At 68.1% G+C, this 11,672-nt stretch carries 12 protein-coding genes; 10 read left to right on the forward strand and 2 right to left on the reverse strand.

Translation table 11 applies throughout. The features are described 5' to 3' along the window. Window positions 1-11 precede the first annotated feature (11 nt). Window positions 12-758 carry a FadR/GntR family transcriptional regulator gene (locus IB268_RS30640; RefSeq protein WP_054458942.1) on the reverse strand — a complete coding sequence of 249 codons (747 nt, stop codon included), beginning with the start codon at window positions 756-758 and terminating at the stop codon, window positions 12-14. Window positions 759-865: 107 nt separating this feature from the next. Continuing rightward, entirely contained in the window at window positions 866-1,603 is a 738-nt protein-coding gene (locus tag IB268_RS30645; RefSeq protein ID WP_013396517.1) for an SDR family NAD(P)-dependent oxidoreductase, read from the reverse strand. Window positions 1,604-1,843: 240 nt separating this feature from the next. Between IB268_RS30645 and IB268_RS30650 the strand changes: the two genes are divergently transcribed. The 10 genes from IB268_RS30650 to IB268_RS30695 form a co-directional block, all read left to right on the forward strand. Further along, window positions 1,844-2,662 carry a shikimate dehydrogenase gene (locus tag IB268_RS30650; RefSeq protein WP_175163495.1) on the forward strand — a complete coding sequence of 273 codons (819 nt, stop codon included), beginning with the start codon at window positions 1,844-1,846 and terminating at the stop codon, window positions 2,660-2,662. Window positions 2,663-2,704: 42 nt separating this feature from the next. Then, window positions 2,705-3,940 (forward strand): branched-chain amino acid ABC transporter substrate-binding protein, encoded by a 1,236-nt coding sequence (locus tag IB268_RS30655; protein ID WP_054458939.1) that lies wholly within the window; start codon window positions 2,705-2,707, stop codon window positions 3,938-3,940. A 167-nt stretch (window positions 3,941-4,107) separates the two neighbouring features. Further along, window positions 4,108-5,049: a branched-chain amino acid ABC transporter permease gene (locus IB268_RS30660; protein WP_125473516.1), complete on the forward strand. Its 942-nt coding sequence runs from the start codon at window positions 4,108-4,110 to the stop codon at window positions 5,047-5,049. Beyond that, complete coding sequence (locus IB268_RS30665) at window positions 5,046-6,314, forward strand: branched-chain amino acid ABC transporter permease (RefSeq protein WP_119450283.1); 1,269 nt, start codon at window positions 5,046-5,048, stop codon at window positions 6,312-6,314. The genes IB268_RS30660 and IB268_RS30665 overlap by 4 nt, the downstream gene beginning before the upstream one ends. Then, window positions 6,311-7,063, forward strand: coding sequence for an ABC transporter ATP-binding protein (locus tag IB268_RS30670; RefSeq protein ID WP_054458933.1), 753 nt, complete (start codon window positions 6,311-6,313; stop codon window positions 7,061-7,063). The genes IB268_RS30665 and IB268_RS30670 overlap by 4 nt, the downstream gene beginning before the upstream one ends. Beyond that, complete coding sequence (locus IB268_RS30675) at window positions 7,060-7,779, forward strand: ABC transporter ATP-binding protein (RefSeq protein WP_054458931.1); 720 nt, start codon at window positions 7,060-7,062, stop codon at window positions 7,777-7,779. The genes IB268_RS30670 and IB268_RS30675 overlap by 4 nt, the downstream gene beginning before the upstream one ends. A gap of 34 nt (window positions 7,780-7,813) precedes the next feature. Further along, window positions 7,814-8,602 (forward strand): SDR family NAD(P)-dependent oxidoreductase, encoded by a 789-nt coding sequence (locus IB268_RS30680; RefSeq protein ID WP_054458930.1) that lies wholly within the window; start codon window positions 7,814-7,816, stop codon window positions 8,600-8,602. Window positions 8,603-8,640: 38 nt separating this feature from the next. Further along, window positions 8,641-10,824: a thiamine pyrophosphate-dependent enzyme gene (locus IB268_RS30685; RefSeq protein ID WP_054458928.1), complete on the forward strand. Its 2,184-nt coding sequence runs from the start codon at window positions 8,641-8,643 to the stop codon at window positions 10,822-10,824. Further along, window positions 10,821-11,312: a VOC family protein gene (locus IB268_RS30690; protein ID WP_054458926.1), complete on the forward strand. Its 492-nt coding sequence runs from the start codon at window positions 10,821-10,823 to the stop codon at window positions 11,310-11,312. The genes IB268_RS30685 and IB268_RS30690 overlap by 4 nt, the downstream gene beginning before the upstream one ends. Before the next feature lie 10 nt (window positions 11,313-11,322). Further along, window positions 11,323-11,672: biotin/lipoyl-containing protein (locus IB268_RS30695; protein WP_192355298.1), on the forward strand; the 350-nt coding region annotated here is incomplete at its 3' end.

Raw genomic sequence — 11,672 nt, forward strand, 5'->3', positions numbered from 1 at the left:
TCCCCGGCGCCCTAGACCGGCGCCGGCCGCTCCGCCTGGAACAGCCGCAAGCGGTCCGCGGCGTTGCGCAGGTGCTGGTCGGCGGCGCGTCCGGCGGCGTCCGGATCGCCTGCGTCGATGGCCGCGAAGATCGCCTGATGCTCGCTCTGCACCGCGGCCATGCGTTCGGTGTACATGCGCGCCGTATTGTTGCGCGCGCTGCGGATGACCCGGCGCACATTGGCTTCCAGGTAATCGTTCAGGGCTACCAGGTGCGGATTATGGGTCGCCTGCACGATGGCATGGTGGAACTGGTAGTCCTCTTCGTCGCCCAGCTTGTCGTTGAGCAGCGCGTATTCCATGCCCACCAGCGCCTGGCGCATCTTCTTCAGATCCGCGTCGGTGCGGCGCTGCGCAGCGTAGCGCGCGGCGGTGACTTCGATGGACAGCATCAGCTCCAGGATATGTTCCAGTTCCTGGTTGTCGCCCGGCGTGGGCGCGGCGATGCGGAACGCGTTCTTCTGGAAGTTCGGATCGACGAACACTCCGCTGCCTTGCTGCGACGTGATCAGGCCTTCGGACTTCAGGCGCGCCAGCGCTTCGCGCACGACGGCGCGGCTGACGGAATAGGTTTCCGTCAGCTGCTTTTCCGTGGGCAGGCGATCGCCGGGTGCGAGCGTCCCCTGGCGGATCTGCTCCGCCAACGCGTCGCCCAGCGCCGCCGAAAGCGAACTCTTGGGCGCGGCGCGCGGCGGATCCTGTTCTTGGTTGGGCTGCATGGTCGAATGGTGGAAACTTGCGGGCGGCGCGCAGACGCGCCGCCTCTTGTTTATGGGAATGCCTGGCGGACCGGACGCGGCATGGGCAGGCGCGCCATCCTGGGACTTTACGCGATATAGATGCCGCCGTTGACCTGCATGACCTCGCCGGTGACGAAACCGGCCAGCGGCGAGCACAGGAACGCGATGGAGCCGGCGATTTCCTCCGCCGTGCCGTAGCGGCGCAGCGGCGTGCTTTCCAGCAGCTGCGCGCCCTTCTGTCCGATCAGGTCCTGCGTCATGGAAGTGGCGATGATGCCCGGCGCGACCGCGTTCACGCGGATCTGCGGCGCCAGCTCCAGCGCCAGGCTGCGCGTGAAGCTCTGCACCGCGCCCTTGGAAGCCGAATAGGCCGCGTGCGCATAGCTGCCGCGCTGGGCCGCCAGCGAGGTCAGCAACACGATGGAGCCGTCGTGGCGCAAATGGCGCTGGGCGGCGCGGCATACATAGAAGGTGCCGTCCAGGTTCACGCGCATCAGCGTGCGCCAGGCCTCGTCGCTGGTGTCCTTGACCAGTTGCTCCGGATAGATGCCGGCGCAATGCACCAGGTGGTCCAGCCCGCCGAAATGCTTGGCCGCCGCCTCGAACACGCGTTCGCAGTCGGCCGACGCCGACACGTCCAGCGCTCGCGTGTAGACGCGCTGTCCGCTGGGGTCCAGCTCGGCCGCCACCTCTTCCAGGCGCGCGTTATCGATGTCGGTCAGCACCAGCCGCGCGCCATGCGCCGCCATCAGCCGCGCCGTCGCCAGGCCGATGCCATTGCCCGCGCCGGTGATGGCGGCAACCTTTCCTTCGAACGAAATCATTCTGTCTCCTGTAGCACGCTCGTACGCGGGCTGAGCGCCTTTCCGGCGGACCCTGGAATTCCGATTGGACTCCCGAAACCGCCGCTTGACACGGGAAAAACGCTTGCCCTATGATTTATCGGACAACTTAATAAAGTTGCCTGACAACTTATTCCGAAAGCGTAAAGCAACTGGCGCTTTCAGGCAAGAGAGTCGGGAACGACACGGCGGCAAGCCGCTACCCAGGCAGGGGACAAACAGGTGGAAATCACCGGCAGCACTACCGTTTTCGCGATCGCGGCGGACCCGATCGCGCACGTCAAGACGCCCCAGCGGCTCAACGCCCTGTTGCGCGAGCGCGGCGTGGACGCGGTCATGGTCCCGTTCCATGTGGCCCCCGACGCCCTGCCCGGCCTGTTCGCCGGCATCCGCGGGCTGGTCAATCTGGGCGGCATCGTGGTGACGGTGCCCCACAAGGAAAATGCCGCCGCCCTGTGCGACGCGCTGACGCCCTCGGCCCAGCTAAGCGGCGCGGTCAACGCGGTGCGCCTGCGCGACGGCGTGCTCACCGGCGGCAACTTCGACGGACTGGGTTTCGTCGCCGGCTTGCGCAGCCAGGGCCACGATCCGGCCGGCCGCCACGTCTACCTGGCCGGCCTGGGCGGCGCGGGCAAGGCCATCGCCTGTGCCGTGGCCGACGCCGGCCCCGCCAGCCTGCGCCTGTACAACCGCAGCGCCGACAAGGCGCTCTCCTTCGCCGCTCATCTGAGCCGCCAATATCCCGGCTTGGCCATCAGCGTGGCCAGCGCCGCGCCCCAGGCTTGCGACATCGCCATCAACGCGACCTCGCTGGGCCTGAACGACACCGATCCCCTGCCCTTCCAGCTGGACGCGCTTGCCGCCGGCACCGTCGTAGCCGACGCCGTCATGAGCCGCGTCGACACACCCCTGCTGCGCGCCGCCGCCGCGCGCGGCTGCCGCACGCATCCGGGCCTGTACATGCTGGAAGGGCAGATTGCCGAAATTGCCCGCTTCCTCGGCATAGAAGAGCCGCGCAAGCCCGCCCGCGCGCTTGCCTGATCAACAGATTCACCACACTCCCGTCCCACGGAGGAGACACGCATGAAATTGGCTTTCACCACTGGCCTGCTGTGCCTGGCCGGCATCGCCGCATCGGCCCAGGCCGCGCCCGTCAAGATCGGCCTGATCGAGACGCTGTCCGGCCCGCAGGCCTCGACCGGCCTGATGTTCCGCGCCGCGGTCAAGTATGAGCTGGACCGCATCAACGCCGCCGGCGGCTGGAACGGCCAGCCGCTGGAACTGGTCGAGTTCGACAACCAGGGCGGCCCGGTGGGCGCGTCCGACCGCTTCCGCGCAGCCGCGGCCGAAGGCGTGCAGATCCTGGTGCAAGGGTCCTCGTCGGCCATTTCGGGCCAGCTGACCGAAGACGTGCGCAAGCACAACCTGCGCAACCCGGGCAAGGAAGTCGTGTTCCTGAACGTGGGCGGCGAGGCGCTGGAACTGACCGGCCAGAAGTGCCACTTCTACCACTTCCGCTTCACCACCAACGCCGACCTGCGCGTGAAGGCGCTGGCCTCGGTCATGTCGGCCGACGGCACGCTGGGCAAGCGCGTGTACGCCATCAACCAGAACTACTCCTGGGGCCAGGACATGGAAGGCGCCACCGAGCGCTTTGCCAAGCAGTATGGCTATGAAGTGGTCGGCAAGACGCTGCACGAAGTCAACAAGATCCAGGACTTCGCCCCCTACGTGGCGCGCATTCGCTCGGCCACGCCCGACACCGTGATCACGGGCAACTGGTCCAACGACCTGCTGCTCTTGATGAAGGCCACGCAGGCCGCCGGCCTGAAGGTCCGTTTCGCCACCGTGTTCCTGGACCAGGTGGGCAACCTGGCCAACGCCGGCGAAGTCGCGCTGGGCCACTACATCGCCCATCCGTACAACATCGAGGCCGCGGGCGAGGAAGGCGCCAAGTTCGCCGAGGACTACAAGGCCAAGACGGGCCACTACCCCAGCTATACCGAGCCGCAGACCGTGATCGGCATCCGCTTCCTGGGCGAAGCGCTCAAGCAGGTGAAGCCGCAGGACGGCAAGCTGTCCGTGCCGCAACTGGCCGGCGCGCTGGAGAAGGTCACCTACACCTCGTCGCTGGGCACCTACACGATGCGCGCGGAAGACCACCAGGTGCAGTTGCCGATGGTGGTGTCCAAGGTCGGCAAGAACGCCAAGTACAAGGCCGACGGCACCGACATGGGCTTCGAGCCGGTCAAGGTGCTGGCCGCGGCCGATGTATCGGCGCCGCCGCAAGCCACTTGCAAGATGCAGCGGCCGAACTGATGGGTTGCAAGCGCGTCCGTCGCCAGCTTGCGCATGGCGCCACGGACGCGCTTGCCCATCCATTCGTCGCAGATCAATAAGCGCACCCCCGGCGCGGGCCGGAAAAACCCTGGTGCGCATCGCTCGCAAGACGTCCGTCGTCTTAGCGCAAGAATCCTGGAGCGGACATGGAATACTTTACCGTCTCGCTGTTGAACGGCGTGATTTACGGCCTGCTGCTATTCATGGTGTCGGCAGGCCTGACACTGATTTTTGGAATGATGGGCGTGCTCAACTTCGCGCACGCCTCGTTCTACATGATAGGCGCGTATGCCGCCTACACCCTGACGCCCGTCACCGGCTTCTGGACCGCGCTGGTCCTGGCCACCATCATCGCCGGCCTGCTGGGCATGGGCGTGGAGCGCTACTTCCTGCGCCGCGTCCACAAGTTCGGCCATGCGCAGGAACTGCTGGTGACCTTCGGCCTGGCCTTCATCGTGGCGGAGCTGATCAAGCTGTTCTACGGCGACTTTCCGGTCGACTACCGCGTGCCGCAGTTCCTCAACTTCGCGGCCTTCCGCGTGTTCGACGCGGACTACCCCTTCTACCGCCTGCTGATGGGCGGCGTGTCGCTGGCGATGTTCGCCGTGATCTATGTGCTGCTGTCGCGCACCCGCGTCGGCATCGTGGTGCGCTCGGCCATCTACCGCCCGCGCATGGCCGAAGCGCTGGGCCATAACGTGCCGCTGGTGTTCATGAGCGTGTTCGGCGTGGGCGCGGCCATGGCCGGCCTGGCCGGCGCGGTCGCGGGCGCTTTCTACACCACCAATCCGAACATGGCGCTGGAACTGGGCGTGCTGGTGTTCGTGGTGGTCGTGGTGGGCGGCCTGGGCTCGCTCGAAGGCGCGATGATCGCCTCGCTGCTGATCGGTCTGATCAGCTCGTTCTCGGTCGGCATCGACGCCAGCCTGGCGACCCTGTTCGGCCTGTTCGGCGCCGGGGAATGGGCCGAAAGCGTGGGTGGCCTGATGACCGTGAAGATTTCCAGCCTGGCGGCCACCCTGCCCTTCCTGCTGATGCTGGTGGTGCTGCTGGTCAAGCCTTCGGGCCTGAAGGGAGAACAGGCATGAGCCAGACCCGCCGTACTTCCGTCCTCCTGCTCCTCGTCCTGTGCGTGGCCGCGCTCTGCGCGCTGCCCTGGCTGCTGCCCCCGGGCCAGCTGGTGGCGGCCGTGCAGATGCTGATCGCCGCGCTGTTCGCCTGCGCCTTCAACCTGCTGGCCGGCCAGGGCGGCATGCTGTCCTTCGGCCACGCCGCCTACTTCGGCGTGGGCACCTTCGCCACCATCCATGCCATGAACGCGCTGGGCGGCGCGGGCCTCTTGCCCACGCCCCTGATGCCGCTGGCAGGCGGCGTGGCCGGCCTGCTGTTCGGCCTGGTCGCGGGCTGGTTCGCCACCATGCGCGCCGGCGTCTATTTCGCCATGATCACGCTGGCGCTGGCCGAGCTGCTGCATGCGCTGGCGCCGCACCTCAAGGGCGTGTTCGGCGGCGAGGCGGGCGTGTCCGCCATGCGCATGCCGGCCTGGGGCTTCACCTTCGGTTCCGACATCGAGGTCTATTTCCTGGTGCTGGCCTGGGTGCTGGTGTCGCTGGCCGCGCTTTACGGCCTGACCCGCACGCCGCTGGGCCGGCTGACGCTGGGCCTGCGCGAAAACGCCAACCGCCTGCGCTACCTGGGCTATCGGCCGCACACGCTCAAGACCCTGGTGTTCGCGCTGTCCGCCATGTTCGCCGGCATCGCCGGCGGCCTGCAGGCGCTGAACATCGAAGCCGGCAACTACGTGCTGTTCGACGTCAAGCTGTCCACCGACGCGGTGCTGTTCGCCTACATCGGCGGCGTCAACGCCTTCCTCGGTCCGGTGCTGGGCGCGTCCATCCTGACCTTCCTGTCGCAGACGCTGGCCGACATCACGCGCTCCTGGCTGCTGTACCAGGGCATCCTATTCGTGCTGGTGATGCTGTTCGTGCCGGACGGCCTGGTCGGCCTGGTGCAGGGCGCCGCCCGTTCGCTGCGCGAGCGCGGCCTGGGCAACTGGCTGCCGCGCGCCGCGGTCTCGGTGGCAGGCGGCCTGCTGCTGACCTGCGCCACGGTCTTCACGGTGGAGCTGCTGCAACGCATGTTCGCCCGCGACTACCGGTCGCTGCTGGCCATGAATCCCGAGGCCGGCTGGCCCGACATTCCGCTGTTCGGCCACGACTGGGCGCCGCTGGCGCTGTCGACCTGGCTGATTCCGTTGGTGTTGTTCCTGGCAGGCCTCGCTGCCTGCCGCTGGGCGCTGGCCCTGTGGCGCGACGACGAACAAGCCGCTCCCGCGCTGGAGGCTGCACAATGAGCCACGAAATCCTGACCCTGACCGACGTGCGCAAGTCCTTTGGCGACGCGCAGATCATCCGCGGCGTGAACCTGAAGGTCGAGGCCGGCGAACGCCATGCCGTCATCGGCCCGAACGGCGCCGGCAAGTCCACGTTGTTCCACCTGATGTCGGGCTCGTTCGCGCCGACCTCGGGCGACATCAGCCTGCGTGCGCGCTCCATCGGCGGCCTGCCGCCGGAGCGCATCAACCGCCTGGGGCTGGCGCGCTCGTTCCAGATCACCAATGTGTTCCCGCGTCTGTCCGTGCGCGAAAACCTGCGACTGGCGGTGCTGCGCATGCACGGCCTGGTCTACAACTTCTGGCGTCCCATCGCCCGCAACCGCGCCGTCAACGAAGACGTCGACCGCCTGCTGGAGAAAGTGCGCCTGGCCGCCAAGCAGGACACCGCCGCCGGCGACCTGAACTACTCGGAACAGCGTTCGCTGGAAATCGGCATGACGCTGGCCTCGCGCCCCAAGGTCATCCTGCTGGACGAGCCCATGGCGGGCATGTCCCAGCACGAGGTGGACTACACGGTCGAACTGATCAAGGACGTGACCCGCGACTGCACGCTGCTGATCGTGGAGCACGACATGCAGGTGGTGTTCTCGCTGGCCGACCGCATCAGCGTGCTGGTCTACGGCGAGATCCTCGCCACCGGCACGCCGGCCGACATCCGCGGCGACGCCCGCGTGCGCGAAGCCTACCTGGGAGAGGAAACGGTATGACGACGCAATCCCCCTTGCTGAGCCTGCAAGGCGTGCATGCCCACTACGGCAAGAGCCACATCCTGCACGGCATCGACCTGACCGTGGGCCGCGGCGAGGTCGTGAGCCTGCTGGGCCGCAACGGCGCCGGCCGCTCCACCACCATGAAAAGCATCATGGGCCTGGTGGACGTGACCGGCGGCAGCATCGCCATCGAAGGCCGCGACATCACCAACAAACGTCCCTTCGAGATCGCCCGCGCCGGCCTGGGCTTCGTACCGGAAGAGCGCGAGGTGTTCGCCAACCTGACCGTGGACGAAAACCTGCGCATGGGCGAACAGCCCAAGCGCGACGACGCGCCCTACTGGTCAACCGAGCAAATGTTCGACTACTTCCCCCGCCTGAAGGAACGCCGCGGCACCAAGGCCGGCAACCTGTCGGGCGGCGAACAGCAGATGCTGACCATGTGCCGTTCACTGTTGGGCAACCCCAAGGTCATGCTGATCGACGAACCCACCGAAGGGCTGGCGCCGAAGATCGTGGAAGTGATCGCCGACGTGATCCGCGACATCCACAAGCGCGGCGTGTCCGTGGTGCTGGTGGAGCAGAAGCTGACCATCGCGCTGAAGGTCTCCACCCGCGTCAGCGTGATGGGCCATGGCCGCATCGTTTTCGAAGGACCGCCCGCGCAGCTGCATGAGCGCCAGGACGTGGTCCAGGAATGGCTGGCGGTCTGAGCGCCGGCATATACATCGCTAAGAGGCAAACATCTTGGACCAAACTCCGGAAGTCATCCATCCCGACCTGCGCGGCCAGAGCGTCGTCATCACCGGCGGCGCCAAGGGCATCGGCCTGGCCACGGCGCAGGCCTTCGTGCGCCAGGGCGCGCGCGTGGCGCTGCTGGACATGGACGCCACGGCGCTGGACGAAGCCGTCGCCGGCCTGACTGCCCTGGGCGGCGAGGCGCTGGCCGTGCAAGCGTCGGTCACGGACGCCGACGCGGTCGAGCAGGCTTTCGCACAGGTCGAAAAGGCCTGGAGCCGCATCGACGTGCTGGTCAACAACGCCGGCGTCTCCGCCAACAAGCCCACGCTGGAAGTCACCGTGGACGAGTGGCGCCGCGCCGTGGACATCAATCTGACCGGCGTGTTCCTGTGCGCCCAGGCCGCCGGCCGCCGCATGGTGCCCGCTGGCGCCGGCAGCATCATCAACCTGGCCTCCATGTACGGCGTGGTGGCGGCGCCCGACCGCGCCGCCTATTGCGCCACCAAGGGCGCGGTGGTGCTGCTGACCGAGACCCTGGCCGTGGAATGGGGCCCCATGGGCGTGCGCGTGAACGCGCTGGCGCCGGGCTACGTGGAAACGGACCTGGTGCGCGACCTGGCCGCGCGCGGCCGGCTCGACCCCGAACGCCTCAAGCAGCGCACGCCGCTGCGCCGCCTGGCGCAACCCGCCGAAATGGCGGACCTGGCGGTGTTCCTGGCCTCGCGCCAGGCCGCCTATGTCAACGGACACACCCTGGTGGCCGACGGCGGCTGGAGCCGCTACAGCTACCTCTAATCGCAAGAACGCATACACACATCTCTGGAGATTCACTCATGGCCACCCACCAACCGCTTGAGTCCCAAGCGCCCTGGCGGCAACTGACGGTAGACGCCAAGGACTGGCAACAGGCGGACCCGGCCCTGCTGGGCACCATGCTGACCCAGCTGCACTGGATCCGCGCCTTTGAAGAAGCCGTGCTCGACCTGGCCGCCGAGGGCCTGGTGCACGGCCCCGCGCACTCGTCCGTGGGCCAGGAAGGCGGCGCGGTCGGTTCCGTGCTGGCGCTGGGCGCCGGCGACCAGATCAACGGTTCGCACCGCGGCCACCACCAGTTCCTGGCCAAGGCGCTGCAGCACGTCGCCCCGCTGGGCCTGGACCCGCTCGATCCGCTCACGCCCGCCATCGATGAAGTCCTGCAGAAGACGCTGGCCGAGATCATGGGCCTGGCCCAGGGTTACTGCCGCGGCCGTGGCGGCAGCATGCACCTGCGCTGGCTCGAAGCCGGCGCGCTGGGCACCAACGCCATCGTCGGCGGCGGCGTGCCGCTGGCCGCCGGCGCGGGCTGGGCGCACAAGCATGCCGGCACCGACCGCGTCGCCGTGACCTACTTCGGCGACGGCGCGGTCAACATTGGCTCGGTGCTGGAAACCATGAACCTGACCGCGGCCTGGAAGACACCGCTGTGCTTCTTCATCGAGAACAACCGCTACGCGGTGTCCACCACGGTCGAAGAGTCCACCGCCGAACCGCGCCTGTCGGCGCGCGGCCTGGCCTTCAACATCCCGTCGTGGAAGGTGGACGGCATGGACCCGCTGGCGGTCCACCTGGCCATGTCCGAAGCCGTGGCGCACATGCGCGCGGGCAACGGCCCCACCATCGTCGAAGTGGACGTGTACCGTTTCTTCCACCAGAACGGCCCGTTCCCCGGCAGCGCCTTCGGCTACCGCAGCAAGGACGAGGAAGCGCAATGGCGCCGCCGCGATCCGCTGGACAAGATCGCCACGGAAATGATCGCCCGCAAGCTGATCACGCAAGCCGAAGTGGACGCCCTGCGTCAGCGCTGCAAGGACGTGATGAAGGACGTTTCCGGCCGCCTGACCGAAGCCGCCGACGGCGGCAAACGCCGCGTGCGCGCCGACCTCTGGCCCAGCCCGGATTTCCGCGACGTGGGCCTGCGCAGCGACGGCTCGGAACTGGCCGGCCTGCGCTACCAGGAAGCCGCCGACCACGCCGGCCAGTCCGCCGAGCGCAAGTTCGTGGACGCGGTGGCCGACGTGCTGGACCGCCGCATGGAAACCGACCCCGGCGTGGTGGTGCTGGGCGAAGACGTGCACCGCCTGAAGGGCGGCACCAACGGCGCCACGCGCGGCCTGAAGGACAAGTATCCCGACCGCGTACTGGGCACCCCGATCTCCGAGAACGCCTTCGCCGGCCTGGGCGGCGGCCTGGCCATGGACGGCCGCTACCGCCCTATCGTGGAATTCATGTACCCCGACTTCATGTGGGTCGCGGCCGACCAGATCTTCAACCAGATCGGCAAGGCCCGCCACATGTTCGGCGGCGACATCGACGTGCCCTTCGTGCTGCGCACCAAGGTCGCCATGGGCACGGGCTACGGCTCGCAGCACTCGATGGATCCGGCCGGCATCTTCGCCACCGCGCCCGGGTGGCGCGTGGTCGCGCCGTCCACGCCTTACGAGTACGTCGGCCTGATGAACACCGCGCTGGCCTCCAAGGACCCGGTGCTGGTGATCGAGCACGTGGACCTGTACGCCTCCTCGGGCGAGGTGCCCGCGGACGACCTGGACTATGCGATCCCGTTTGGCAAGGCTCGCGTGCGCCGCGAGGGCGGCAAGGTCACCATCCTGACCTATCTGTCCATGGTCAGCCGCGCGCTCAAGGCGGCGGAAGCCGCCGGCGTGGACGCCGAGGTCATCGACCTGCGCACGCTGGACCGCGCCAGCCTGGACTGGGACACCATCGGCGCCAGCATCATGAAGACCAACAACGTGCTGATCGTGGAGCAAGGCGCGCGCGGCACCTCCTACGGCGCCATGTTGGCCGACGAGATCCAGCGCCGCTACTTCGACTGGCTGGACCAGCCAGTCAAGCGCGTGACCGGCGGCGAAGCCTCGCCCAGCATCTCCAAGGTGCTGGAGCGCGCCGCCTTCGCGGACACCGAGGAAGTCATGGCCGGCCTGGCCGACGTGCTGGCCGACCTGGGAGAACAGGCATGAGCGCATCCCTGCACATGACCGTGCCGATGGAAGTCGGCATCTGCTGCGCCGACCTGGACGCGCTGCTGGCCTTCTATACCGGGGTCCTGGGCCTGAAGCTCGTCAACCGCGTGAGCGTGCCGGCAGACAAGGCCCAGGCCACCGGCCTCACGCGCCATGGCTACGACGTGGCGCGCCTGCAGACCAGCTACGGCGAACGCATCAAGCTGCTGCAACCCGCCGCCGCGCCCGAGGCCGCCGCGCGCGGCTCGGCCATCCTGGACCGCCAGGGCGCAACCTACCTGACCTTCATCGTGCGCGACCTGTCCGGCGTGGTGCGCGAACTGGAAGCCCGGGGCGTGGTTTTCGACAGCAAGCCCGCGCCGATGGAAGTGCGCCCCGGCACCTGGCTGGCGTTCTTCCGCGACCCGGAAGGCAATGTGCTGGAACTGGTCGAATACGACGATCCCGCCACCTACCGGCCAGACCTGGCCGGCGCCGCTGAATAGGACGAACATCGTGGCACACCTTATCAAGCTCCCCTCCGTTGCGGCCGACACCTCGGGCGGCACGCTGCACCAGTGGCTCAAGAAAGAAGGCGACACCGTCGCCGTGGGCGACGCACTGGCCGAAATCGAAACCGAGAAGGCCATTGTCGAGATCAATGCCGAGCAGGCCGGCGTGCTGGGCCGTATCGTGGTCCAGGCCGGCGCCGCCTCCGTGCCGGTGAACACCGTGATCGGCGTGCTGCTGGCGCAGGGCGAGGACGCTTCGGCCATCGACCGCGCGCTGGCAGAGGCCGGCGCCGCCGCGCAGCCCGCGGCCGCGCCAACCGCCGAACCCGCGCCTGCGGCCGCCGCCCCTGCCAC

It is taken from the genome of Achromobacter sp. ACM01, assembly GCF_014851745.1.
In the GTDB taxonomy this organism is placed as follows: Bacteria; Pseudomonadota; Gammaproteobacteria; order Burkholderiales; family Burkholderiaceae_B; genus Achromobacter; species Achromobacter aegrifaciens.

Bases quoted from the DNA above. Each gene is read 5' to 3' on its own strand.
- IB268_RS30665 (WP_119450283.1), top strand. From the start codon at position 5,046: ATGAGCCAGACCCGCCGTACTTCCGTCCTCCTGCTCCTCGTCCTGTGC.
- IB268_RS30645 (WP_013396517.1), bottom strand. From the start codon at position 1,603: ATGATTTCGTTCGAAGGAAAGGTTGCCGCCATCACCGGCGCGGGCAAT.
- IB268_RS30670 (WP_054458933.1), top strand. From the start codon at position 6,311: ATGAGCCACGAAATCCTGACCCTGACCGACGTGCGCAAGTCCTTTGGC.
- IB268_RS30640 (WP_054458942.1), bottom strand. From the start codon at position 758: ATGCAGCCCAACCAAGAACAGGATCCGCCGCGCGCCGCGCCCAAGAGT.
- IB268_RS30690 (WP_054458926.1), top strand. From the start codon at position 10,821: ATGAGCGCATCCCTGCACATGACCGTGCCGATGGAAGTCGGCATCTGC.
- IB268_RS30660 (WP_125473516.1), top strand. From the start codon at position 4,108: ATGGAATACTTTACCGTCTCGCTGTTGAACGGCGTGATTTACGGCCTG.
- IB268_RS30685 (WP_054458928.1), top strand. From the start codon at position 8,641: ATGGCCACCCACCAACCGCTTGAGTCCCAAGCGCCCTGGCGGCAACTG.
- IB268_RS30655 (WP_054458939.1), top strand. From the start codon at position 2,705: ATGAAATTGGCTTTCACCACTGGCCTGCTGTGCCTGGCCGGCATCGCC.
- IB268_RS30675 (WP_054458931.1), top strand. From the start codon at position 7,060: ATGACGACGCAATCCCCCTTGCTGAGCCTGCAAGGCGTGCATGCCCAC.